Source organism: Streptomyces sp. NPDC127190 (assembly GCF_042672505.1).
In the GTDB taxonomy this organism is placed as follows: Bacteria; Actinomycetota; Actinomycetes; order Streptomycetales; family Streptomycetaceae; genus Streptomyces.
In genome coordinates, this window is the sequence record NZ_JBHXVE010000004.1 from 281,553 (window position 1) to 304,296 (window position 22,744).

A 22,744-nucleotide genomic window follows, 5' to 3' on the forward strand; every position below is an offset into this window, starting at 1 on the left:
GATCACCGCGCCCGGAGGGGACACGGAACTGCCGTAGATTGACGGCATGTTGACGGGGACCAAGGAATCGGCTCGGCATGCGAGGCGGCGGACCGCGGCGGACGGGGGCGGGCTCGCCCGGTCGTCCGCGCTGATGGCCATGGGGACCGTGGTGTCCCGCGGGACCGGTCTGATCCGCAGTGTGCTCCAGGCCGCCGCGCTCGGCACCGGTCTCCTCGCCACCACGTACAACACGGCGAACACCGTGCCCACCAGCCTCTACACCCTGATCGTCGGCGGTGCCCTGAACGCGGTGCTCGTGCCGCAGCTCGTACGGGCCCGGAACACCCACCCCGACGGCGGGCGGGCGTACGAGCAGCGGCTCGTCACCCTCGTCGTGACCGTGCTGGCCGTCGGTACGGCCCTGGCCGTGTGGGCGGCGCCGGAGATCGTGGACCTGTACATCCGCGACACACCCGACAGCCACCAGGCATATCAGCTGACCGTCGTCTTCGCCCGGTTCCTGCTGCCGCAGATCTTCTTCTACGGCCTGTTCTCCATCTACGGCCAAGTGCTCAACGCACGCGAGAAGTTCGGCGCGATGATGTGGACACCGGTGCTGAACAACGTGGTGCTCATCGCCATGTTCGGCGTCTACCTCGGCATGATGACCGTGCCGCACACCGTCGCGGACGTCACCGATGCCCAGGTGCGGTGGCTCGGCGTCGGCACCACCGCCGGTATCGCCCTACAGGCGCTGGCGCTGCTGCCCTTCGCGCGTGCCGCCGGATTCCGGTTCCGGCCCCGGTTCGACTGGCGCGGCACCGGGCTCGGCTCCGGGATCCACGCGGCCAAGTGGACGCTGCTGTTCGTGCTCGCCAACCAGGTCGCGCTGACGGTCGTCACCAACTACGCCAACGCCGCCGACCGCGCGCTGCCGAATGCGGGTGTGGGCTACACCGCCTACAGCTATGCGCAGACGATCTGGCTGCTCCCGCAGTCGATCGTGACCGTCTCCCTGGTCACCGCCCTGCTGCCGCGGATGAGCAAAGCCGCGGCGGAGGCTCGGGTCGGCGATCTGCGGGCCGATCTGTCGCGGGCGCTGCGCATCAGCGGGGTGGTCATCGTGCCCGCCGCCTTCCTGTTCGTCGCCCTCGGGCCGCAGATCGCGACGCTCCTCTTCGCGCACGGCACCGCCGACCCGGCCTCCGCCCGGCCGCTCGGGCACATGCTCCAGGCGTTCGGGCCGGGGCTGATCCCGTTCTCGGCCCAGTACCTGCTGCTGCGCGGCTTCTACGCCTTCGAGGACACCCGTACGCCCTTCTTCATGGCCGTGTGGATCGGCGCCGTGAACATCGCCCTCGCCACCGCCTGCCATCTGCTGCTGCCCGCGCAGTGGGCGGTGACGGGGATGGCGGGCGCGTACACCGTCTCCTACCTCGCCGGACTCACCCTCACCGCCCGGCTGCTGGCCCGCCGCGTCGGTGGCCGGCTGGACGACGGCACGCTGCGCACGACGTACGCCAAGCTGCTGTGCGCGGGCGGCGCGGGAGCGGTCGCGGGATGGGCGGCGGCCCGGGCGGGTACGGGGGTCCTGGGCGGCGGTACGGCGGGCACCGCGCTGGCCACGGCCGCGGGCACCCTCGCGCTGGGCGCGGTCTTCCTGCTGCTGGCCCGGGTACTGAAGATCACCGAACTGCGCCGGCTGCCCGGGTTCCGGTCCTGAGTCGGAGCGGTGCGGGATCGGTGCCGGATCGGAGCCGGATCGGTGCGGGATCGCTGTCGGGTCGCTGTCGGCCGCTGGATCACGACCTGACCCTGACGCTGGGTCAGGGGCGGCTCGGGGTCGGGCCAGGGCTGTCACGGATAGTGCTGGGCGGGCCGCGGGCGGCACGCTGGTGTCATGTCGAAATCGCGTGTTGCTCCGGTCCGTTGGTCCTCGTTCGTGCGTCGTCTCGCCGGTGCCGCAGGCGCGGTGGCCCTCGCCGGTACGGCGGCGGTGTGCACGGCGGGAGCTGCCCAGGCGACCCCGGCCACCTCCACTCCTTCCACTCCTTCCACCGCTTCCGTCGGCTCCACTGCTTCCGTCGGCTCCGCCGCCTCGGCCGCCGACTTCCGTGACTGCCCGCCCCTGCCCGCGGGCGTCGACCCGGCCCGCTGGAGATGCGAAGTGCACACGGCCGCGCCGCGGTTGACCCTGGGCAAGGTCGCGGTGGACCTCGCGCCGATCACCATGACGCATGCCGAGGGCCCCATGCCCGACGGCGGCAACGGGCAGGTGTGGGGCACCATGCACACCCCCCCGACCGCTGTGCCGGGCGGGTTGACCGGGACCCCGGCCGGTGACCGCTCGCCGGTGCTGGGGCTGGCGATACAGCCGGAGTACGGCGGTCGGTTCGACGCCTACACCGGGACGTTCAGCCTGCGGTTCCGGCTGCTGAGCCCGATGCTGCCGCAGGGCTGCACGGTCGGGGCGAGCGCGCCGGTCGACTTCCGGCTGAAGCGCTCGGGCCCGTCGAAGTGGATATCCCAGGACCCGCCGGTGATCGAGTTCTCCGCCTACGACGACACCTTCACCGCCCCGGCGGCCGAGCACTGCGGCCCACTGGCCGGGCCCCTCAACCGCAGGCTGGGGCTCCCGGCGGACAGCGGCAACCTGCTGTCGTACGACGCGTCCTACACCTTCAAGACATACGACCAGCTGCGCTGAGAGAGGAGCCCGACCCTGGCCGGCGACCCGGCCTTCGACCCCGGCCGGCGGGCCCCCGGCCCTCGTCCCCGGCCGTTCAGGCCGACTGCCGTGTCCGCAGGGTGTTCAGCAGGGCCGCGCCCCGCTCCGCGTCGTCCACGCTCACCGCGAAGTCGGTACGGCGGCCCCGGGGCCGTATCACCAGACAGTCACCGGCGCGGAGCATGACGGTCGTGCCGAGGCCGCTGAAGCGGTATCCCCAGCCGCCGACCTGGGCCGGCCGGCGCTGCTCGGCACGGGCGGACTCGATGGCGGCCGCGGACCAGTGGCGGGCGGGCCAGCCGAGCGGGCCGAACGTCACCTCCAGGCCGGCGTCCGACACCTTGGCCTGGACGGAGGAGCAGGCGGCGCCGGTGAGCGAGATGACGGTGCCGGCCACGAACACGGGCCACAGAAGGGAGGCAGAGGCCAGACCGAGAGCGAGTGCCACCAGCGCGGCGACGGCGACCAGACCGGCCAGTGCCGCCATCAGCTGGAGCCAGGGGTTGGCCGCGCGGGAGAACCACACCACCCGCTCGTCCTCGGGGAGGTCCAGCCGGGGACCCGTCGCCGGGGCCGTGGCGGCGGCGTGGCGGACGGTCAGCCGCCAGGCCGCCACCCCCGCGAGGGCGGCCAGGACCAGCATCGCCACGTTGCCCAGGACGGGCTCGCGTGCCTCGTGCCAGTCGGCGCGGTCCAGGTTCGCGCGGACCACGCAGAGCTCGGCGCCGGTGAGGAACACCGCGGTGGGGGCCAGCGCGATCGCCACCCAGGGGCGGGGCGAGGGCCAGGAGCGGCGCCACCGCACGCTGATCGCGATGGCGAGGAGCAGCCACAGCGCGGCCGGGAAGAGGGAGGCGGTGCGCAGCGGCATCGAGCCGTCGGGGGCGGCACCGCCGCTCCAGTGGGTGGCCAGCCGGTCGGGGAGCCGGTCCCGCACGGCCCACGGCAGCCCGGCGATCAGCGCGGCCACGGCGGCGATCCCGCCGGCGCACGTCCCACGCCGGGCCCCACTGCCCGGCCCCCACCCTCTGCCCCGCCTCTGTTCCTGTTCCCGGACGAGAGTCCGGTCCCGGCCTTGCTCCCGCCCCCCGTCCTGTCCCCAGTCTTGTTCCCCGTCTTGTCCCCCGTCCTGTCCCTGCTTGCGTCCGCGGTCGTGCTCTGTCGCGGTGTCGTCGGGCACTGGCTCGTCCGTCATGACAACCCCCGGATCATGTCGATGAGATCGGTCCGGCTGTAGCCCAGCCGGGAGGCCTCCGTGACCAGTTCCCGCACCTTGATCTGGAGACCGGAGTGCCGGGACGCGTCCTCGGCGACGGTGATGCCCCGGCCGCGGCGGAACTCCAGCAGGCCCTCGTCCCGGAGTTGGCGCAGTCCGCGCAGGACGGTGTTGACGTTGATGTCCAGGGCCGTCGAGAGGTCGCGGGCCGAGGGCAGGCGGTCACCCGGGCGGCACTCGCCCTCGGCGACGGCCCGCCGGATCGCGGCCGCGACCTGCTCGTGCAGGGGGCGGGTGTCGGTCTTGTCCAGGCGCAGCAACATGGTGCTAATGAAGCTAGCACCATTCATTCCATCCGTCTTGGCAATCCGGTGGCTCCGGGAGGGCCGGGCAGCAGAACGGGCCCGCAGCCGGGGGCTGCGGGCCCGTCAGGGCCTCAGAGGTGAGGAGGGGTCAGCGGAGCCGGGCGAAGCCGTAGTCGAGGAGCTTCGTGGCGTCCTTCGCGCGCTGCGCGTACGAGGAGGAGGCCAGGACGGTTCCGATGACGGTCTTGCCGTGGCGGGTGGCGGCGAAGACCAGGCAGGCGCCGGCCTCGGGGCCGGAGCCGGTCTTCACACCGATGGTGCCGCTGTAGCTGGACAGCAGCGTGTTGGTGTTGGTCCACGGGGTCATGGTGCGGGTGCTGCCCGTCCTGGTGACCGTGTGGGCCGTGTAGGACTTGGTCTTGACGATCGTGCGGAACGTGGCGTTCTTCATCGCGCTGCTGGCGATGGTCGTCAGGTCGCGCGGGGTGGAGTAGTTGTTGCCGTTGCCGATGCCGTCGAAGGAGTCGAAGTGGGTGTTCTTCAGCTTCAGGCTCTTGGCGGCCGAGTTCATCTTGCCGATGAAGTTGGAGACGCGCGCGGCCCGGGTCTTGCCGGAGCCGAACGTGTCGGCGAGGGCGTAGGCGGCGTCGCAGCCGGACGGCAGCATCAGGCCGTAGAGCAGCTGGCGGACGGTGACCCGGTCGCCGACGATCAGGTGGGCCTGGGAGGCCTGGTTCTTGACGACGTAGTCGCTGTACGCCTTCTGGATCGTCACCTTGGCGTTCAGGTTGAGGTTCGGCTGCGCGAGCACGACCTTGGCAGTCATGATCTTGGTCGTGGAGCCGGTGGAGCGCTTGGTGTCCGCAGCCTTGGTGTACAGCGTCCTGCCGGTGGCGTTGTTCATCACATAGCCGCCCTTGGCCACGATCGAGGGAGTCGTGACGGCCTGGGCGGGTGCAGCGGTGAGGGCACCGGTAGCGAGCAGGGCGCCGGTCGTCACGGCGGCGGCGGTTGCTCTGCGAAGGCGGGTGCCCTTGATGCCGGTAATCAAAGTAAAGTACCCCGATTGTCTGGAAAACCCCTGGAATGCGGCCCAGTTGAGGTGAAAGGAGCGGGGCCGCATATGTGTGACACGTAAGTAGCACAGAAGGTTGTGCGGTCGCTGCGGGCCGGTTTGGGCCACGTCCGCATGATGGACGGCGGCAGCGCTTGCGTACGTGTTGTATCTATGATGTGGACATGAACACGGCCGTTCAGCAGACCGCCCCCAAGACCCCTCAGCCCCTCAAGCAGCCGCCCGCCGCCGACCGCGTCTACGCCCATGTCAAGCACGGAGTGCTCGACCGTCGCTACGAGGGCGGGACGCTCCTCACCGAGGGGGAGCTGGCCGAGGCCGTCGGGGTCTCCCGTACGCCCGTCCGGGAGGCGCTGCTCCGGCTGGAGGCGGAGGGGCTGATCCGGCTCTACCCGAAGAAGGGCGCCCTGGTCCTGCCCGTCTCCGCGCAGGAGATCGCCGACGTGGTGGAGACCCGGCTGCTCGTGGAGGAGCACGCCGCCCGCAAGGCCGTACCCGCACCGCAGCGCCTGCTTGAGCGGCTGGCCGAGCTGCTGGAGCAGCAGAAGGCGCAGGCCGCCGCCGGTGATCTGGCCGCCGCCGCGGTGACCGACCGCTGCTTCCACGCCGAGATCGTCCGCAGCGGGGGCAACGAGATCCTGTCCCGCCTCTACGACCAGCTGCGCGACCGGCAGCTGCGGATGGGCGTCGCCGTCATGCACTCGCACCCCGACCGGGTCGCCAAGACGCTCGCCGAGCACGAGGAGATCCTCCAGGCGCTGCGCGCCGGGGACGCGGAGGCGGCCGTCGGAGTCGTGCACCGGCATGTGAGCTGGTTCTCGCACCTCGCGCGGGGTGAGGTCCGATGAGCACTCCGGCCAGGAACGCCACCCTTCCGGGTGATCCGCCGGGCGGCCGTCGTGCGCTCGCCGTGTGGTCCATAGGCGTCGCCGTCTACTTCGTCGCCGTCATCTTCCGTACGTCGCTGGGCGTGGCGGGGCTGGACGCGGCGGACCGCTTCCATGTCAACGCGTCCGCGCTGTCCACGTTCTCGATCCTCCAGCTGCTGGTCTACGCCGGCATGCAGATACCCGTCGGCCTGCTGGTGGACCGGCTGGGCACCAAGAAGGTGCTCAGCCTGGGGGCGGTGCTCTTCACGGCCGGGCAGCTGGGCTTCGCGTTCTCGCCGACGTACGGCACCGCGCTCGCCTCCCGGGCGCTGCTGGGCTGCGGAGACGCGATGACCTTCATCAGCGTGCTGCGGCTCGGCACCCGCTGGTTCCCGGCCCGCCGCGGGCCGCTGGTCGCCCAGTTCGCCGGGCTGGCCGGCATGGCGGGCAACCTGGTCTCCACCCTCGTCCTCGCCCGGCTGCTGCACGGCCTCGGATGGACGCCGGCGTTCGCGGGCAGCGCGCTCGCCGGGGCCGTCGTCCTGGTCCTGACGCTGCTGTTCCTCAAGGACCACCCCGAGGGGTACGCGCCCGAACCGTCGCCGCACCAGGGCTCGGCCTATGTGCGGCGGCAGATCGCCGCGGCATGGCGGGAACCGGGGACCCGGCTCGGACTGTGGGTGCACTTCACCACCCAGTTCCCGGCGATGGTGTTCCTGCTGCTGTGGGGGCTGCCGTTCCTGGTCCAGGCGCAGGGGCTCAGCCGGGCCACCGCGGGTGAGCTGCTCACCCTGGTCGTGCTCTCCAACATGGTGATCGGGCTCGTCTACGGCCAGATCGTCGCCCGGCACCATGCGGCGCGGTTGCCGCTGGCGCTGGGCACCGTGGGGGTGACCGCGCTGCTGTGGGCGGCGACGCTGGCCTATCCCGCGGTGCACGCGCCGATGTGGCTGCTGGTGGTGTTGTGCGTGGTGCTCGGGGCGTGCGGACCGGCCTCGATGCTCGGCTTCGACTTCGCCCGGCCGGCCAATCCGCCCGAGCGGCAGGGCACCGCGTCCGGGATCACCAACATGGGCGGTTTCGTCGCCTCGATGACGACGTTGTTCGCGGTCGGGGTACTGCTGGACGCGACCGGGGACGACTACACCGTGGCGTTCAGCGCCGTGTTCGTGCTCCAGGCGCTGGGGGTCTCGCAGATCCTGCGGTTGCGGGGGCGGGCGGCTCGCCGGGAGCGGGAGCGGTTGGTCGCCAGCCGGGTGGAGACGGTGCATGTGCCTGCGTAGCCGCCCGGGGCCGGTGGGGGACGAGCTGGGGGCTGTCGCCCCCAGATCCTGTTCCGCCCTCAGCAGCGGGATGGCCCGCGGCTAGCGCCGATGCGCGCCTACGGCGTCACCGCGAAGTTGCGCAGGATCGCCGAGGCCAGGTCCTGGTCGCCCTCCGTCTTGATGCGGTCGGCGGCAGCCTCCGGGGTCACCCGGCCGCAGGCCAGGCGGACATAGGTCTCCCAGTCGAGGGCGAGCGCGGCCACCGGGCCCAGGGCGGGGGCCGTCTCCAGGGTGCCGCGGCCCTGGATGTCGACGCGGACGGTGCGCAGGAACTCGATGGGGCCGTGCACGTCGAAGACGATCGCCGAGCTGCGCGGCGCGTTCGCGTCCTTGGCGACGACCTTCGGGAGCGCTTCGAGGAGGACGTCCCGGGCGATGTGCGCGCCCGGCGAGTCGAGGTTGCCGGGGCGGCCGAGGGCGGTGCGCAGGTCCTGTTCGTGGACCCAGACGTCGAAGGCGCGGGCGCGGTAGGCCTGTTCGACGGTGATCTCCGTGCCCAGCGGGCCGCGCACCAGGGCGTCGGGGGCGCGGTTCTCGTTGCGCAGCTGGCGGTTGCGGCGGATGACCGTGTACTCCAGCTCCGCCGTCATCTCGGGCGCCGTGTGGTGGCGGCGGACGTCGACCTGCATCTCCATGTAGCGCTGGTGATCGGTGGCGACGTGGAAGAGGTCGCGGGGCAGCGCGTGGATCGGGCGGGGGTCGCCGAGCATCTCGCAGTCCAGGCCGATGACATGCGACACGATGTCCCGGACCGACCAGCCGGGACAGGGGGTCCGCCGGTTCCACTCGCCCTCGACCAGTGACTGCGCCATCTCGGATATCGCCTCGATCGAGTGCGACCAGGCGTCGGCGTAGGGCTGGAGGGTGGGATGCAGACTCACGGAACGGGACCCCTCGGCGGTCGGTACACGGGCAGGTTGTGGAGGCGTTGCCAGCGGGCGGCGGCTGCACTTCGGCGGGCGTCTTGAGAGTCCCCCAGGTTCTCGGCTGAGCTCGAACAGGGAGTGCCCCCCAAGTTACGCTGCTGGCAGGCACCCCGGCAGTGCTTTCGTGTGACGATCGTAGGCCCGTGTGGACGGGTCGAATGCCAGGACGGTGGTAGTGTGCGCGCCTCTCTGATCCAGATCGCCGTGGACGAGGGCGAATCGGTCGCCTCACGCAGACAGCGCGTTGCCGCGCTGGTGCGGCAGCAGGCCGGTGCCGACCTCGTGGTGCTGCCCGAGCTGTGGACCACCGGCGCCTTCGCCTTCGAGGAGTTCGGCCGGGAGGCCGAGCCGCTGGAAGGGCCGACGTACGAGGCGATGGCCAAGGCGGCGAGCGACGCGGGCGTGTGGCTGCACGCCGGGTCCGTCCCGGAGCTGGACGCGCGCGGAACGCTCTACAACACCTCCCTCGTCTTCTCCCCCACCGGGGAACTGGCCGCCGCCTACCGCAAGATCCACCGCTTCGGCTTCGACAAGGGCGAGGCGGTGCTGATGGGCGCCGGGCGGGACCTGGTGACGGTACGGCTGCCGGAGACCACGGTCGGCCTGGCCACCTGCTACGACCTCCGTTTCCCCGAACTCTTCCGCGGACTCGTCGACGCCGGCGCCGAACTGCTGGTGCTCCCGGCGGGCTGGCCCGAGCGGCGGCGCGCGCACTGGACGCTGCTGGCTCAGGCGCGGGCGGTGGAGAACCAGGCGTTCGTTCTCGCCTGTGGAACGGCCGGGACGCATGCGGGAGTTCCGCAGGCGGGTCACTCGATCGTGGTGGATCCGTGGGGTGAGGTGCTCGCCGAGGCGGGGCACGACGAGGAGGTGCTCACCGTCGACCTCGACACCGCGAAGGTCGCGGCCACCCGCGAGCAGTTCCCGGCGCTGAAGGACCGTGTGCTGGGCCTGGAGCGGCCCGCGCGGTGACCTTGCCGGGGCGGGGGCGCGGCGATGCCGGGGCGCGAGGGGAGCCTCTCCGACGCCGGCACCGCTGTCCCCGCGGGCCTCAGTCCTCCCCGTGTTCCGCCCGCTCGCCCCGTTCCTCGCGTTCCTTCTGCGCCAGGTGGATCACGCACACCGCCACCGCGATGAGCAGCGCCGGGTCCGCGTCGTCCCGCACGATGTCGACGCCGTAGGTGTCCCGCACGCGCAGGAAGCGGCGCGAGACCACGGCGAGCAGCTCACCGTCGTACTCGATGGCGAACTCGTGGTCGAGGATTTTGCCGCTGACGTCCAGTTCGGTGCCGTCGGCCAGGGCCACCCGGTAGTGGTTGCGCAGCAGCGACAGCCGTTTGCGCTTGATGGTGGCCAGGCCCTCGCCGTCCCGCTCGATCACCATGGTGTCGCGCAGCGCCAGCATCTTCTGGTGGATGTCGATCAGCACGCGGCCCTGGGCGTCCTTCAGCTCGAAGGTGTCCCGCAGCCGCATGGCCTTGCCGTCGACGAGGTAGACCTTCCGGCCGTGCTCGTCCTCGATCCAGTAGTCGTCACCGATGCCGAGCAGCCGGTCTCGTACGAGGAGTCTCATGCGGGTACCGTTCCCCGCCGCGCGGCGATCATCACGGGCGCATGGGGGCGAACCGCCCGCGGTGGTCCGGCCACACCCTTCCTGACCAGGGCCGGGGGAGTTTTCCACAGGCGGTGAGCGGGGTGTCGGCGGCGGGTGGCACCCTTGGAGCCATGACCGACTCCGCACCCCGACGCGCCCGTGTCCGCGCCCCCGAGCTGATCGGCAAGGGCGGCTGGCTGAACACGGGAGACACCCAGTACACCCTGGCCGACCTGCGCGGACGCATCGTCGTCCTGGACTTCTGGACCTTCTGCTGCATCAACTGCCTGCACGTCCTGGACGAGTTGCGCGAGCTGGAGGAGAAGCACCGGGACACGGTGGTGGTCATCGGCGTGCACTCCCCGAAGTTCGTGCACGAGGCCGAACACCAGGCGGTCGTGGACGCGGTGGAGCGGTACGGCGTCGAGCACCCGGTGCTGGACGACCCGGAGCTGGCCACCTGGAAGCAGTACGCGGTGCGGGCGTGGCCGACCCTCGTCGTGATCGACCCCGAGGGGTACGTGGTCGCGCAGCACGCCGGCGAGGGCCATGCGCACGCCATCGAGCGGCTGGTCGAGGAGCTGGAGGCGGAGCACGAGGCGAAGGGCACCCTGCGCCGCGGCGACGGCCCCTATGTGCCGCCGGAGCCGGAGCCGACCACCCTGCGCTTCCCGGGCAAGGCACTCCTCCTGCCGAGCGGGAACCTGCTGGTCAGCGACACCACCCGGCACCAGCTGGTGGAGCTGGCCGAGGACGCCGAGACCGTCGTACGGCGCATCGGCAGCGGAGTGCGCGGGTTCACCGACGGCGACGCCGGGCAGGCCGCCTTCAACGAGCCGCAGGGCCTCGCCCTGCTGGACGACGGCTCCGTGGCGGTCGCCGACACCGTCAACCACGCGCTGCGCCGCCTCGACCTCGCCACGGGTGCGGTGACCACCCTGGCCGGCACCGGGCGGCAGTGGTGGCAGGGCTCGGCCACCTCGGGCCCGGCCCGCGAGGTCGATCTGTCCTCCCCGTGGGACGTGGCGGTCTTCGGCGGCAAGGTGTGGATGGCGATGGCCGGCGTTCACCAGCTGTGGACGTACGACCCGGTGGACGGGACCGTCGCGGTGGCGGCCGGCACCACCAACGAGGGCCTGGTGGACGGCCCCGGCGCCGAGGCCTGGTTCGCCCAGCCCTCCGGGCTCGCCGCCACCGCCGACCGGCTGTGGCTCGCGGACTCCGAGACCAGCGCCCTGCGCTGGGTGGACCTCGACGGGCAGGTGCACACCGCCGTCGGCACCGGCCTGTTCGACTTCGGCCACCGGGACGGCGCCGCCGGACAGGCGCTGTTCCAGCACCCGCTGGGCGTCACCGCGCTGCCCGACGGCTCGGTCGCGGTCGCCGACACCTACAACCACGCCCTGCGCCGGTACGACCCGGCCACCGGCGAGGTCACCACCCTCGCCACGGACCTGCGCGAGCCCAGTGACGCCGTGCTCGTCGGCGCGGACATCGTCGTGGTGGAGTCGGCCCGGCACCGGCTGACCCGGCTGCGGCTGCCCGAGGAGGCGGTGCGGGTGGAGTCGGTCGCCCATCGCACCCAGCGCGCGGCGACCGAGGTGGCCCCCGGCAGCCTCCGGCTGGACGTCATCTTCCAGGCGCCGGCCGGGCAGAAGCTGGACACCCGCTACGGCCCGTCGACCCGGCTGCTGGTCTCCTCGACCCCGCCCGAGCTGCTCCTCAAGGGCGCGGGTGCGGAGGCGGAACTCTCCCGTGAGCTGGAGCTGAACCCGGCCGTCACGGAGGGTGTCCTGCATGTCTCGGCGATGGCCGCGTCCTGCGACGACGACCCTGCCAACGAATATCCCGCCTGCCATGTGCACCAGCAGGACTGGGGTGTTCCGGTCCGCCTCACCGAGGGCGGGGCGGACCGCCTGCCGCTCGTCCTGGCGGGGATGGACGAGCAGGAGGCGGCGCCTCAGACGCCGTAGCCGTCGCGGTAGCCCTCGGTGTAGCCGTCGACGTGGTGGTGCGGCTTCTCCTCCACCACCGGCGTCGGCGGCATCACGATCCGCCGGCGCCGCGCGATACCGCTGAACGTGGCGACGCCGATCAGGCCCACGGCCATCAGGATGACCCCGACGACCGGCAGGTTGACGCCGCGCATGTGCCAGTCGGTCGCGAACGTCAGGATGGCTCCCGCGGCGATGAGGATGATGCATCCGCCGAGCCCCATGAGAATTCGCCTCCCCTTCCGGTTCCGGACTCTCCGGTCCCGTCCGGGTACCCGCCCAGCCCGCTCCTAGGCCGGAACCGGCCCAGGAGCAGGCTCGGCACCTAGCCCGCGAGGAAGGCCGTCAGGGCGTTCGCCAGCAGGAACGGGTCGTCGGCGCCGCACAGTTCGCGCGTGCTGTGCATGGAGAGGATCGGCACGCCGATGTCCACCGTGCGGATGCCGTGCCGGGCCGCGGTGATCGGACCGATGGTGGTGCCGCACGGCATGGAGTTGTTGGACACGAAGGACTGCACGGGCACGCCCGCCTTCTCGCAGGCGGCGGTGAACAGCGCGGCGCCGGAACCGTCCGTGGCGTAGCGGTTGTTGACGTTGACCTTCAGGATCGGACCGCCGTTGAGCCGCGGGTGGTGCGTCGGGTCGTGCCGCTCCGCGTAGTTGGGGTGGACGGCGTGTCCGGTGTCGGAGGACAGGCAGACCGTGCCGGCGAAGGCGCGGGCCCGGTCCTCGTACGAGCCGCCGCGCGCGAAGACCGAGCGCTCCAGCACGGTGCCGAGCAGCGGGCCGTCCGCGCCGGTGTCCGACTGGGATCCGGTCTCCTCGTGGTCGAAGGCGGCGAGCACGGGGATGTGGGTGAGCGGGGCGCCGGAGGTCGCGACGGCGGCCAGGGCGGCGACGCCGGCGTGCACCGACAGCAGGTTGTCCATGCGCGGGCCGGCGAGCAGCTCCCGGTCCCGGCCCAGGTAGGCCGGCGGCTCCACCGGGTGGAGCATCAGGTCCCAGCCGGCCACCGAGCCGGCCGCGAGCCCGGCCTCCTCCTCCAGGAAGGCGATCAGGTCGCCGTCGAGCGATTCGCCGAGGCCCCACACCGGCTGCATATGGCGCTGCTTGTCGAGCTTGAGCCCGTCGTTGCTGACGTTGCGGTCCAGGTGGATGGCGAGCTGGGGCACGCGCAGCAGCGGGCGGTCCACGTTCACCAGGGCCGTGGAGCCGTCGCGCAGGGTCAGCCGGCCGGCCAGGCCCAGGTCCCGGTCGAGCCAGGAGTTCATCAGCGGACCGCCGTACAGCTCCACGGCGAGCTGGCGCCAGCCGTGCGCGCCGCTGTCCGGGCGGGGCTTGACCCGCAGGCTGGGGGAGTCGGTGTGGGCGCCGGCGATGTGGAAGGGCGTGTGCGGCTCGGCGCCCTCGGGGACGTACCAGGCCACGATCGTGCCGCCGCGCAGCAGGTACGTGCCGCCGACCGAGCCGTCCCAGGCCTCGGTCTCGGCGACCTGCCGGAAGCCCGCCTTCTCCAGCCGCGCGGCGGTGTTCGCCACGGCGTGGTACGGCGTCGGGCTCGCCGCCAGGAAGGACATGAGGTCGTCGGTGTGGCCGCGGTCGAAGCGGAGGGGTGCGCTCATGGGATTCACCTTAACGACGGACACGGGCCCGCTCCCGGGAAGGGAGCGGGCCCGTGCGGGAAACGACGGGGCGTCCGGAGGGGCTAGAACGCGGCCTCGTCCAGCTCCATCAGGTCCAGGTCCACGTCGGCGGCGACCTTGCGGGCGAGCGTGACGCCCGGCAGGACGTTCGCCGCGAAGAACTTCGCCGCGGCGATCTTGCCGGTGTAGAAGGCCTTGTCCTTGGCGGAGGCCGTGGCCAGCTTCTCGGCGGCGATCGCGGCGCCCTTGAGCAGCAGGTAGCCGATGACCACGTCGCCGGAGGCCATCAGCAGGCGGGTGGTGTTCAGGCCCACCTTGTAGATGTTCTTGGTGTCCTGCTCGGTGGCGGCGAGGTCGGTCAGCATCAGGCCGACGATCGCCTCCAGCTCCACGGCGGCCTTGGCCAGGTGCTCACGGGCGCCGGCCAGCTCCTCGCCGCCGGTGCCGAGCGCCAGGAACTTCTTGATGTCCTCGGCGAGGGAGTTCAGCGCGGCGCCCTGGTTGCGGACGATCTTCCGGAAGAAGAAGTCCTGGCCCTGGATCGCGGTGGTGCCCTCGTACAGGGTGTCGATCTTGGAGTCCCGGATGTACTGCTCGATCGGGTACTCCTGGAGGAAGCCGGAGCCGCCGAAGGTCTGGAGCGACTGGGCGAGCTGCTCGTAGCCCTTCTCGGAGCCGTAGCCCTTCACGATCGGCAGGAGCAGGTCGTTCAGCGCGTGGTCGGCGGAGGCGTCCTCGCCGTTCGTCTCCTTGATCTGGATGGCGTCCTGGACCGAGGCGGTGTACAGCACCAGGGCGCGCATGCCCTCCGCGTACGCCTTCTGCGTCATCAGCGAGCGGCGCACGTCGGGGTGGTGGGTGATGGTGACCTTGGGCGCGGTCTTGTCCATGAAGTTGGCCAGGTCCTGGCCCTGGACGCGCTCCTTGGCGTACTCGAGCGCGTTCAGGTAGCCCGTGGACAGCGTGGAGATCGCCTTCGTGCCGACCATCATGCGGGCGAACTCGATGATGCGGAACATCTGGCGGATGCCGTCGTGCTTGTCGCCGACGAGCCAGCCCTTGGCGGGGTGCTTGTCGCCGAAGGTCATCTCGCAGGTGTTGGAGGCCTTCAGGCCCATCTTGTGCTCGACGTTGGTGGCGTAGGCGCCGTTGCGCTCGCCCAGCTCGCCGGTCTCGAAGTCGAAGAGGTACTTCGGCACCATGAAGAGGGACAGGCCCTTGGTGCCGGGGCCGGCGCCCTCGGGGCGCGCGAGCACGTAGTGGATGATGTTCTCGGACATGTCGTGCTCACCCGAGGTGATGAAGCGCTTCACGCCCTCGATGTGCCAGGAGCCGTCCTCCTGCTGGATCGCCTTGGTGCGGCCGGCGCCGACGTCCGAGCCGGCGTCGGGCTCGGTCAGCACCATGGTGGCGCCCCACTGCTTCTCCGAGGCGATCTTGGCGATCTTCTTCTGGACCTCGTTGCCCTCCTCGAAGAGGATGCCGGCGAACGCCGGGCCGCAGGAGTACATCCACACGGCCGGGTTGGCGCCCAGGATCAGCTCGGCGTAGGCCCAGATCAGGGAGCGCGGGGAGGTGGTGCCGCCGATCTCCTCGGGCAGGCCGAGACGCCAGTACTCGGAGTCCATGAAGGCCTGGTAGCTCTTCTTGAAGGACGCCGGGATGGGCGCGGTGTTGGTCTCCGGGTCGAAGACCGGCGGGTTGCGGTCGGCGTCGGCGAAGGACTCGGCCAGCTCGTTCTCCGAGAGGCGGGTCATCTCCTCCAGGATGCTCTTCGCGGTGTCGACGTCCATCTCCTCGAACGGGCCGGTGCCGTACACCTTGTCGCGCCCCAGTACCTCGAAGAGGTTGAACTCGATGTCGCGGAGATTCGACTTGTAGTGCCCCATGGCAACGGCTCCGTAGAGGGATCGGCGAGGCACTGACTCCTCGCACCTAGTTCACGTACCAACAAGTAGCTACGATGATGCTACCCGTCGGTAATAAGAGGCAACCCCTTTCCGCCGAAGTGTGAGCAGGGTCTACCCGGCCGCGCCCGTGAGCAGGGCTGTCCGCCGGTCGGTCGTCGCGTCCAATACCGGTCGGTCGCCTGGGTTTCGGCGAGGGTCCGCAGGATGGGAGCGCCCGACGCCCCGCCCCCGCGCCTCGGTACGCTTGCGCCCATGTACGGCTACGACCAGAACGTGGGTGCCCAGCAGCAGTACGCCCCGCCCCAGCAGCCGATGGCCGGCGGATACGGGCAGCAGCCGCCGCTGTACCCCGAGCCGTCCCCGCCCTCCCTCGCCGACGCGGTGCGCGCCTTCACCACCGGGCAGATGTCCGCCGAGGACTTCCAGCAGATCTTCGCCACGTCGAAGGTGTACTGCCCGCGCGGCGACACCCCCGGCTTCCTGGCCCTGCACAACACCCAGCAGCCGGTGATCCCGATGTTCACCTCGCTCAAGGAGTTGCGCCGGTACGCGGGCAAGGAGTCCAAGTACTTCGTGATCACGGGGGCGGAGGTGATCGACCTCCTCCCCACCGGCTACGGCTTCGTCCTGGACATGGAGGGTGAGCACCGGATCGTGTTCGACGCGAAGGCGGTCGAGCAGATGGTCGACTTCGCGATGCGCCGGATGTACGGCGGCGGCTGAGTCGTCGGCGCGCAGGAGTGGAGCCCGGAGGGAATGCCCTCCGGGCTCTCTGTGTTGTGGGTGGCAGAAAGTTCAATGCTCAACTAAAGTGGACGCACAAGGAGGTACCGACCATGCCTGCAGTGACCGTCGAGAACCCGTTGACGCTGCCCCGCGTGACCGCATCCGCCGACGCCGTGGCACGTCCCGTGCTCGCCGTGACGACGGCTCCGAGCGGTTTCGAGGGCGAGGGCTTCCCGGTGCGCCGGGCGTTCGCCGGGATCAACTACCGCTACCTCGACCCGTTCATCATGATGGACCAGATGGGCGAGGTGGAATACGCGCCGGGCGAGCCCAAGGGCACCCCCTGGCATCCGCACCGCGGCTTCGAGACCGTCACCTACATCATCGACGGCACCTTCGACCACCAGGACAGCAACGGCGGTGGCGGCACCATCACCAACGGCGACACCCAGTGGATGACGGCCGGCTCCGGCCTGCTGCACATCGAGGCGCCGCCGGAGTCCCTGGTCGTGTCCGGCGGTCTCTTCCACGGCCTCCAGCTGTGGGTGAACCTGCCCGCCAAGGACAAGATGATGGCGCCGCGCTACCAGGACATCCGGGGCGGCCAGGTACAGCTCCTGACCTCGCCGGACGGCGGCGCGCTGCTCCGCGTCATCGCCGGTGAGCTGGACGGCCACGCGGGTCCGGGCATCACCCACACCCCGATCACGATGATCCACGCGACCCTCGCGCCGGGTGCGGAGATCACCCTGCCCTGGCGGGAGGACTTCAACGCCCTGGCCTACGTCCTCGCGGGCCGCGGCAGCGTGGGTGCCGACCGGCGTCCGATCCATCTCGGGCAGACCGCGGTGTTCGGCAACGGCGGCTCGCTGACCGTCCGCGCGGACGAGAAGCAGGACTCCCACACCCCCGACCTGGAGGTGGTCCTGCTCGGCGGCCGGCCCATCCGTGAGCCCATGGCCCACTACGGCCCGTTCGTCATGAACACCAAGGACGAGCTGATGCAGGCCTTCGAGGACTTCCAGAAGGGCCGCCTCGGCACCGTCCCCGCGGTCCACGGGATGACGCCGAACGGTCCGCAGGACTGACCCGCAGGGCTGATCCGGGCGCACCCACCCGGCGGATCCGCGCAGGACACCTTCCCGGTGCCCGTGATCCGCTGGGTGGGTGCCGCTGCTTCCCGACCCCCTGCGCCGGCTCGCCGCCTGGTGCGCCGTGCTGCTGCTCCTGGCCGGTGTCGGCTGGGTGGCGGTCCGGCTGTGCGCGGAGTTGCGTACGGCCGTCACCTCGGTGCTGCTCGCCCTGCTCGGCACCGCGCTGCTCGGCCCGCTGCACCGGCGTCTGGTGCGGGCCGGGGTGCAGGCGTCGGTGGCGGCCGGGCTCACCTGTGTCGCGGTCGTGGCCGTCGTGGGCGGCGCGGTGTACATCGTCGTCGCCGCGCTCATCGACACCGGCGACCAGATCGTCGCCTCGCTGCGGGACGCCGCCAAGGGCGTCTCGCAGCACTTCGGGGCCGCCGGCTCCGGGCTGGACGACCTGGCCGCCAACTCGCGGCAGCTGCTGAGCAGGTTCGGCGGGACGGCTGCGTCCAACGTCATCAGCGGGGTGAGCGTCGTCGGCGAGGCCCTGGCGATGGCCGTGCTGGCGCTGCTGCTCGTCTTCTTCTTCCTGCGCGACGGGCACCGCGCTGTCGAGACGCTGCGGTCCGTCGCCCCCGGCGGCACCGCCGACACCGTGGAGGCCGTCGCGCGGCGGGCGTTCGCGGCGGTCGAGGGGTTCATGCGCGGTACGACCCTGATCGCGCTCATCGACGCCTTCTGCATCACCGTCGGCCTGCTGGTCCTCCAGGTGCCCGGGGCGGTCGGCCTCGGCGCGCTCGTCTTCGTCGGGGCCTACATCCCCTACCTGGGCGCGTTCGTCTCCGGCGCGGTGGCAGTGCTGGTCGCCCTCGCCGACCGCGGCTTCGTCATCGCGCTGTGGGTGCTCGGGGTGGTGCTCGCCGTACAGGTGCTGGAGGGGCATGTGCTCCAGCCGGTGATCCAGAGCCGGACCGTGCAGATGCATCCGGCGGTGGTCATGATCACGATCACCGCGGGGGCGTCCGTCGCCGGGGTCCTCGGCATGCTGCTCGCGGTCCCGCTGACCGCCGCCGCCTTCGCGGTCGTACAGGAGCTGCGGACGTACTACGCCTCCCGCCCCGAGCGATCGCCCGAGCCGTCCACGGAGACCGGGCCGTCCCCCGAGACCGGGCCGTCCGGGGACTCGTAGAGCTCGAACCAGATGCTCTTGCCTTCGCCCCGCGGGTTCACCCCCCAGCGCTCCGCGAGCAGTTCGATCAGCACCAGACCGCGGCCGGAGGAGGCCAGCTCGCCGGGGCGGCGCTTGTGCGGGAGGTCGTCGCCCGCGTCGGCGACCGTCACCCGCAGCCGGCGGCCGCCCCGCTCGCCGATGACCTCGGCGAGCAGCAGCGCGTCGCTGTCGGTGTGCACCAGCACGTTGGTGACCATCTCCGAGACCAGCAGCACCGCCGAGTCCACCTGGTCCGCCGAGGCCCAGTCGTGCAGCAGCTCGCGCAGCTGGCGGCGGGCCTCGGCGATCAGCTCCGGCGCGTCCTGCGCCACCGACAGCAGGGTGCGCCGCACCTGGGGCGCCGGGGCGGTCTTTGCCAGCCGGCTCAGCAGCACCAGCGCGATGTCGTCCTCGCGGCGGTCGGCCAGCGGGCCGGTGGTGTGGTGCGAGGACGGCCCGTGCACGCCCTGCACCAGCGCGTCGGCCAGCGACTCCGCGTCCCCCTGGTGCTCCTCCAGGATCGCCCGCAGCCGCCGCCAGCCGCTCTCCAGGTCGTGCCCGCCGGTCTCGAGCAGCCCGTCGGTGCAGAGCATCATCGTCTCGCCGGGTTCGAGGGCGAACCGGGTCGTCGGGTAGTCGGCGTCCGGGTCGACGCCCAGCGGCAGCCCGCCCGCCGTCGGCCGCATGATCACGGTGCCGTCGGCCATCCGGACCGCCGGGTCCGGGTGCCCGGCGCGGGCCAGCTCCAGCATCCCGGTCTCCGGGTCGGCCTCGACGTACAGGCAGGTGGCGAAGCGCGGCTCCGGCGGCTCCTGCCCGTCCGGGAAGCCGTCCGTGACATGGGTGTCGTGTGCGTCGTGCGTGATCCCGTGCAGAAAGCGGGAGGCGCGGGAGAGGACCGCGTCCGGGCGGTGGCCCTCGGCGGCGTAGGCGCGCAGGGCGATCCGGAGCTGGCCCATCAGCCCGGCCGCGCGCACGTCATGGCCCTGTACGTCCCCGATCACCAGCGCGAAGCGGCCGGAGGGCAGCGGGATCATGTCGTAGAAGTCGCCGCCGACCTGGAGCCCGCCGCCGGTCGGAATGTAGCGGGCGGCCACCCGCATGCCGGGGATCCCCGGGCCGAGCGAGGGCAGCATGGAGCGCTGGAGCCCCTCGGTCAGCGCCCGCTCGGACTCCTCGGCACCGGCCCGGGACAGCGCCTGGGCGAGCATCCGGGCGACCGTGGTCAGCACCGCGCGCTCGTCCGGGGTGAACGCCACCGGATAGGTGAAGGCCGCCATCCAGGCGCCCATGGTGCGCCCGGCCACCGTGAGCGGCAGGAACGCCCAGGACCGGCGGCCGAAGTGCTGGGCGAGCGGCCAGGCGACCGGGTAGCGGGCCTGGTACTCCTCGGGCGAGGACAGATACACCGCGCGGCCGGTCCGGGCCACCTCCGCCGCCGGATAGTCGGTGGTCAGCGACATGTTGGTGAAGGGACCCATGTCCCCGGCCCGGTGCCCGTGCTGGCCGGTGACGGTCAGCCGGTCGCCCTCCACGCCGAACACCACGAGCCCGTCCGGGGAGAACCCCGGCATGGACAGATTGCCCGCCACCCGCAGCACCTCGGCCGTGGACCGGGCCTCCGCCAGCGCCCGGCCCGCGTCCAGCAGGAACGCCTCCCGGGAGCGCCGCCAGTCACCGGTGACCGCGCTCCGCCCGGCCGCGGTGCCCGGCGTCGGTTCGGCGACCTCCTGGAGGGTGCCGATCAGCTCGTAGGCCCGGCGCTCGCGGTCGAAGGACGGCTTCGAGCGGCTGCGGACGACCCTCAGGACGGTGCCCTGCTCGTCCATGATCCGGACGCGCACCTCGGCGAGGGTGCCCTCGGCGACCGCCAGCTGCACCACCCCGGTGATCTCGTTCCAGTCGACCGGGTGCAGCCGGGCCCGGGTCTGGGCCTCGGTGAGGGTGTGCGGTTCCGCGGGCAGACCGAGCAGCCGCGCCGCCTCCGCGTCCACGGTGACCAGCCCGCTGGCCGTGTCCCAGTGCCACAGCCCGGTCGCGAGGGCGGCGAGGACGTCCTCGACCGAGGGGAGGGGCTCGCCAGTGCGCATTGCCCTACTTTAGGAAGATGTGATCCGAACGTGCCACCGTGCGGCCGGGGGAAAAGTGTGGGGAGCCGGGCTGGGGCCGCCCGGTACCCTTGATGGGTCCGGGCCCCGTGCCCGCCTCCCGCCGGTCCCCGGGACCCGGCAGGAGAGAACCCCACCACGAAGGACGATGAACGACGATGCATCGGTACAGGTCCCACACCTGCGGCCAGCTCCGCGCCTCTGACGTCGGTACCGACGTCCGGCTCAGTGGCTGGCTGCACAATCGGCGCGACCTGGGCGGCATCCTCTTCATCGATCTGCGCGACCACTACGGCATCACGCAGCTCGTGGCCCGCCCGGGCACCGCGGCCTACGAGGCCCTCGACAAGGTCTCCAAGGAGTCCACGGTCCGCGTCGACGGCCGCGTTGTTTCACGTGGAACCGAGAACGTGAACCCCGACCTGCCCACCGGCGAGATCGAGGTCGAGGTCGCCGAGGTCGAGCTGCTGGGCGCGGCCGGCCCGCTGCCCTTCACCATCAACACCGAGGACGGGGTCAACGAGGAGCGGCGCCTGGAGTACCGCTTCCTGGACCTGCGCCGCGAGCGCATGCACCGCAACATCATGCTGCGGACGGCGGTCATCTCGGCGATGCGCCACAAGATGACGGCGATGGGCTTCAACGAGATGGCGACGCCGATCCTGTCCGCCACCTCCCCCGAGGGCGCCCGTGACTTCGTGGTGCCCTCCCGCCTGAACCCGGGCAAGTTCTACGCCCTTCCGCAGGCCCCGCAGCAGTTCAAGCAGCTGCTGATGATCTCCGGCTTCGACCGCTACTTCCAGATCGCGCCCTGCTTCCGCGACGAGGACGCCCGCGCCGACCGCTCGCCGGGCGAGTTCTACCAGCTCGACATCGAGATGTCCTTCGTCGAGCAGGAGGACATCTTCCAGCCCGTCGAGAAGCTGATGACGGAGCTGTTCGAGGAGTTCGGCGGCGGCCGCCACGTCACCTCGCCGTTCCCGCGCATCCCGTTCCGCGAGGCGATGCTGAAGTACGGCTCCGACAAGCCGGACCTGCGCGCCAAGCTGGAGCTGGTGGACATCACCGATGTCTTCGAGGGCTCGGAGTTCAAGGCGTTCGCCGGCAAGCACGTGCGTGCGCTGGCGGTGCCGGCGGTCCAGGACCAGCCGCGCAAGTTCTTCGACCAGCTCGGTGAGTTCGCGATCTCGCTCGGCGCGAAGGGCCTGGCCTGGGTCCGCGTCGGCGAGGACGGCGCCCTGACCGGCCCGATCGCGAAGTTCCTCACCGAGGACAACGTCGCCGAGCTGACCAAGCGGCTCTCCCTGGCCCCCGGCCACGCCGTCTTCTTCGGCGCGGGCGAGTTCGACGAGGTCTCCAAGATCATGGGCGCGGTCCGTGTCGAGGCCGCCAAGCGCGCCGGCCAGTTCGAGGACGGCGTCTTCCGGTTCTGCTGGATCGTCGACTTCCCGATGTACGAGAAGGACGAGGACACCGGCGCGATCGACTTCTCGCACAACCCCTTCTCCATGCCGCAGGGCGGCCTGGAGGCCCTGGAGAACCAGGACCCGCTGGACATCCTGGGCTGGCAGTACGACATCGTCTGCAACGGCGTCGAGCTGTCCTCCGGCGCGATCCGGAACCACGACCCGGAGATCATGCTCAAGGCCTTCGAGATCGCGGGCTACGACCGGGAGACCGTCGAGGAGAAGTTCGCCGGCATGCTGCGCGCCTTCCGCTTCGGCGCCCCGCCGCACGGTGGCATCGCGCCCGGCGTGGACCGCATCGTCATGCTCCTCGCCGACGAGCCGAACATCCGCGAGACCATCGCCTTCCCGCTCAACGGCAACGCCCAGGACCTGATGATGGGCGCGCCGACGGAGCTGGAGGAGGCCCGCCTGCGCGAGCTGCACCTCAGCATCCGCAAGCCGCAGCCGAAGTAAGGCACCGGCGCGGGGGCGAGTGGGGGGGGTGGGGGGTGAGTGATGCGCGGGGGGAGAAGTGGGGGGGGGGGGGGGTGGGGGTTGCTCGGGGGGCGTTGTCCGCGACCGGTGCGGACGTCACGGACTCCGAGAG

Annotated in this window: 19 protein-coding genes; 10 read left to right on the plus strand and 9 right to left on the minus strand. The window is 71.5% G+C overall.

From position 1 onward, the window contains the following. The first annotated feature begins 46 nt into the window (after positions 1 to 46). Both murJ and ACFVIU_RS09410 read left to right on the plus strand, forming a co-directional pair. Positions 47 to 1,705: a murein biosynthesis integral membrane protein MurJ gene (gene murJ, locus ACFVIU_RS09405; protein ID WP_385841631.1), complete on the plus strand. Its 1,659-nt coding sequence runs from the start codon at positions 47 to 49 to the stop codon at positions 1,703 to 1,705. Positions 1,706 to 1,882: 177 nt separating this feature from the next. Next, complete coding sequence (locus tag ACFVIU_RS09410; protein ID WP_385841632.1) at positions 1,883 to 2,689, plus strand: hypothetical protein; 807 nt, start codon at positions 1,883 to 1,885, stop codon at positions 2,687 to 2,689. 76 nt (positions 2,690 to 2,765) lie between these two features. Here ACFVIU_RS09410 and ACFVIU_RS09415 read toward each other — a convergent pair whose 3' ends face one another. From ACFVIU_RS09415 to ACFVIU_RS09425, 3 genes are all read right to left on the minus strand, one after another. Beyond that, a complete protein-coding gene (locus ACFVIU_RS09415; RefSeq protein ID WP_385841810.1) occupies positions 2,766 to 3,689 on the minus strand; it encodes a DUF1648 domain-containing protein in 924 nt (307 codons plus the stop codon). 212 nt (positions 3,690 to 3,901) lie between these two features. Next, positions 3,902 to 4,249, minus strand: coding sequence for a GntR family transcriptional regulator (locus ACFVIU_RS09420; protein ID WP_385841633.1), 348 nt, complete (start codon positions 4,247 to 4,249; stop codon positions 3,902 to 3,904). A gap of 130 nt (positions 4,250 to 4,379) precedes the next feature. Further along, positions 4,380 to 5,282 carry a D-alanyl-D-alanine carboxypeptidase family protein gene (locus tag ACFVIU_RS09425; protein WP_385841634.1) on the minus strand — a complete coding sequence of 301 codons (903 nt, stop codon included), beginning with the start codon at positions 5,280 to 5,282 and terminating at the stop codon, positions 4,380 to 4,382. A gap of 188 nt (positions 5,283 to 5,470) precedes the next feature. Between ACFVIU_RS09425 and ACFVIU_RS09430 the strand changes: the two genes are divergently transcribed. Both ACFVIU_RS09430 and ACFVIU_RS09435 read left to right on the plus strand, forming a co-directional pair. Beyond that, entirely contained in the window at positions 5,471 to 6,154 is a 684-nt protein-coding gene (locus tag ACFVIU_RS09430; protein WP_385841635.1) for a GntR family transcriptional regulator, read from the plus strand. Continuing rightward, positions 6,151 to 7,458 carry a nitrate/nitrite transporter gene (locus tag ACFVIU_RS09435; protein WP_385841636.1) on the plus strand — a complete coding sequence of 436 codons (1,308 nt, stop codon included), beginning with the start codon at positions 6,151 to 6,153 and terminating at the stop codon, positions 7,456 to 7,458. Before ACFVIU_RS09430 ends, ACFVIU_RS09435 begins: the two co-directional genes overlap by 4 nt. A gap of 98 nt (positions 7,459 to 7,556) precedes the next feature. On the opposite strand, the gene ACFVIU_RS09440 is transcribed toward ACFVIU_RS09435, so the two are convergent. Continuing rightward, positions 7,557 to 8,381 carry a maleylpyruvate isomerase family mycothiol-dependent enzyme gene (locus ACFVIU_RS09440; RefSeq protein WP_385841638.1) on the minus strand — a complete coding sequence of 275 codons (825 nt, stop codon included), beginning with the start codon at positions 8,379 to 8,381 and terminating at the stop codon, positions 7,557 to 7,559. A gap of 222 nt (positions 8,382 to 8,603) precedes the next feature. On the opposite strand from ACFVIU_RS09440, the gene ACFVIU_RS09445 reads away from it, so the two are divergent. Beyond that, the gene (locus ACFVIU_RS09445; RefSeq protein ID WP_385841639.1) at positions 8,604 to 9,398 is read left to right on the plus strand and encodes a carbon-nitrogen family hydrolase; all 795 of its coding nucleotides are present in this window, start codon (positions 8,604 to 8,606) and stop codon (positions 9,396 to 9,398) included. Positions 9,399 to 9,477: 79 nt separating this feature from the next. On the opposite strand, the gene ACFVIU_RS09450 is transcribed toward ACFVIU_RS09445, so the two are convergent. After that, a complete protein-coding gene (locus ACFVIU_RS09450; protein WP_385841640.1) occupies positions 9,478 to 9,999 on the minus strand; it encodes an LURP-one-related/scramblase family protein in 522 nt (173 codons plus the stop codon). A 152-nt stretch (positions 10,000 to 10,151) separates the two neighbouring features. Here ACFVIU_RS09450 and ACFVIU_RS09455 point away from each other — a divergent pair, with 152 nt between their 5' ends. Continuing rightward, the gene (locus ACFVIU_RS09455; protein WP_385841642.1) at positions 10,152 to 11,993 is read left to right on the plus strand and encodes a thioredoxin-like domain-containing protein; all 1,842 of its coding nucleotides are present in this window, start codon (positions 10,152 to 10,154) and stop codon (positions 11,991 to 11,993) included. On the opposite strand, the gene ACFVIU_RS09460 is transcribed toward ACFVIU_RS09455, so the two are convergent. The 3 genes from ACFVIU_RS09460 to ACFVIU_RS09470 form a co-directional block, all read right to left on the minus strand. Further along, the gene (locus ACFVIU_RS09460; protein WP_385841643.1) at positions 11,981 to 12,238 is read right to left on the minus strand and encodes a hypothetical protein; all 258 of its coding nucleotides are present in this window, start codon (positions 12,236 to 12,238) and stop codon (positions 11,981 to 11,983) included. The two genes, ACFVIU_RS09455 and ACFVIU_RS09460, sit on opposite strands and share 13 nt — an antisense overlap. Positions 12,239 to 12,339: 101 nt before the next feature. Continuing rightward, positions 12,340 to 13,635: a M18 family aminopeptidase gene (locus tag ACFVIU_RS09465; RefSeq protein WP_385841644.1), complete on the minus strand. Its 1,296-nt coding sequence runs from the start codon at positions 13,633 to 13,635 to the stop codon at positions 12,340 to 12,342. Positions 13,636 to 13,718: 83 nt separating this feature from the next. After that, positions 13,719 to 15,545, minus strand: coding sequence for an acyl-CoA dehydrogenase (locus ACFVIU_RS09470; RefSeq protein ID WP_385841645.1), 1,827 nt, complete (start codon positions 15,543 to 15,545; stop codon positions 13,719 to 13,721). A gap of 273 nt (positions 15,546 to 15,818) precedes the next feature. Here ACFVIU_RS09470 and ACFVIU_RS09475 point away from each other — a divergent pair, with 273 nt between their 5' ends. The 3 genes from ACFVIU_RS09475 to ACFVIU_RS09485 all read left to right on the plus strand — a co-directional run bounded on the left by ACFVIU_RS09475 (position 15,819) and on the right by ACFVIU_RS09485 (position 18,560). After that, a complete protein-coding gene (locus ACFVIU_RS09475) occupies positions 15,819 to 16,289 on the plus strand; it encodes an SseB family protein (protein ID WP_385841646.1) in 471 nt (156 codons plus the stop codon). A gap of 113 nt (positions 16,290 to 16,402) precedes the next feature. Beyond that, on the plus strand, positions 16,403 to 17,380 hold the full coding sequence (locus tag ACFVIU_RS09480) for a pirin family protein (RefSeq protein ID WP_385841647.1): 978 nt from the start codon (positions 16,403 to 16,405) through the stop codon (positions 17,378 to 17,380). A gap of 79 nt (positions 17,381 to 17,459) precedes the next feature. After that, entirely contained in the window at positions 17,460 to 18,560 is a 1,101-nt protein-coding gene (locus ACFVIU_RS09485) for an AI-2E family transporter (protein ID WP_385841648.1), read from the plus strand. On the opposite strand, the gene ACFVIU_RS09490 is transcribed toward ACFVIU_RS09485, so the two are convergent. After that, positions 18,476 to 20,671: a SpoIIE family protein phosphatase gene (locus tag ACFVIU_RS09490; RefSeq protein ID WP_385841649.1), complete on the minus strand. Its 2,196-nt coding sequence runs from the start codon at positions 20,669 to 20,671 to the stop codon at positions 18,476 to 18,478. The two genes, ACFVIU_RS09485 and ACFVIU_RS09490, sit on opposite strands and share 85 nt — an antisense overlap. Before the next feature lie 176 nt (positions 20,672 to 20,847). On the opposite strand from ACFVIU_RS09490, the gene aspS reads away from it, so the two are divergent. Then, entirely contained in the window at positions 20,848 to 22,611 is a 1,764-nt protein-coding gene (aspS, locus tag ACFVIU_RS09495) for an aspartate--tRNA ligase (RefSeq protein WP_385841651.1), read from the plus strand. Positions 22,612 to 22,744: the final 133 nt, after the last annotated feature.

Excerpts from the sequence above, each read along its gene's own strand:
- murJ (WP_385841631.1), top strand. The coding sequence starts at position 47 with ATGTTGACGGGGACCAAGGAATCGGCTCGGCATGCGAGGCGGCGGACC.
- ACFVIU_RS09410 (WP_385841632.1), top strand. The coding sequence starts at position 1,883 with ATGTCGAAATCGCGTGTTGCTCCGGTCCGTTGGTCCTCGTTCGTGCGT.
- ACFVIU_RS09420 (WP_385841633.1), bottom strand. The coding sequence starts at position 4,249 with ATGTTGCTGCGCCTGGACAAGACCGACACCCGCCCCCTGCACGAGCAG.
- ACFVIU_RS09430 (WP_385841635.1), top strand. The coding sequence starts at position 5,471 with ATGAACACGGCCGTTCAGCAGACCGCCCCCAAGACCCCTCAGCCCCTC.
- ACFVIU_RS09435 (WP_385841636.1), top strand. The coding sequence starts at position 6,151 with ATGAGCACTCCGGCCAGGAACGCCACCCTTCCGGGTGATCCGCCGGGC.
- ACFVIU_RS09450 (WP_385841640.1), bottom strand. The coding sequence starts at position 9,999 with ATGAGACTCCTCGTACGAGACCGGCTGCTCGGCATCGGTGACGACTAC.
- ACFVIU_RS09455 (WP_385841642.1), top strand. The coding sequence starts at position 10,152 with ATGACCGACTCCGCACCCCGACGCGCCCGTGTCCGCGCCCCCGAGCTG.
- ACFVIU_RS09460 (WP_385841643.1), bottom strand. The coding sequence starts at position 12,238 with ATGGGGCTCGGCGGATGCATCATCCTCATCGCCGCGGGAGCCATCCTG.
- ACFVIU_RS09465 (WP_385841644.1), bottom strand. The coding sequence starts at position 13,635 with ATGAGCGCACCCCTCCGCTTCGACCGCGGCCACACCGACGACCTCATG.
- ACFVIU_RS09470 (WP_385841645.1), bottom strand. The coding sequence starts at position 15,545 with ATGGGGCACTACAAGTCGAATCTCCGCGACATCGAGTTCAACCTCTTC.
- ACFVIU_RS09475 (WP_385841646.1), top strand. The coding sequence starts at position 15,819 with ATGTACGGCTACGACCAGAACGTGGGTGCCCAGCAGCAGTACGCCCCG.
- ACFVIU_RS09480 (WP_385841647.1), top strand. The coding sequence starts at position 16,403 with ATGCCTGCAGTGACCGTCGAGAACCCGTTGACGCTGCCCCGCGTGACC.
- ACFVIU_RS09490 (WP_385841649.1), bottom strand. The coding sequence starts at position 20,671 with ATGCGCACTGGCGAGCCCCTCCCCTCGGTCGAGGACGTCCTCGCCGCC.
- aspS (WP_385841651.1), top strand. The coding sequence starts at position 20,848 with ATGCATCGGTACAGGTCCCACACCTGCGGCCAGCTCCGCGCCTCTGAC.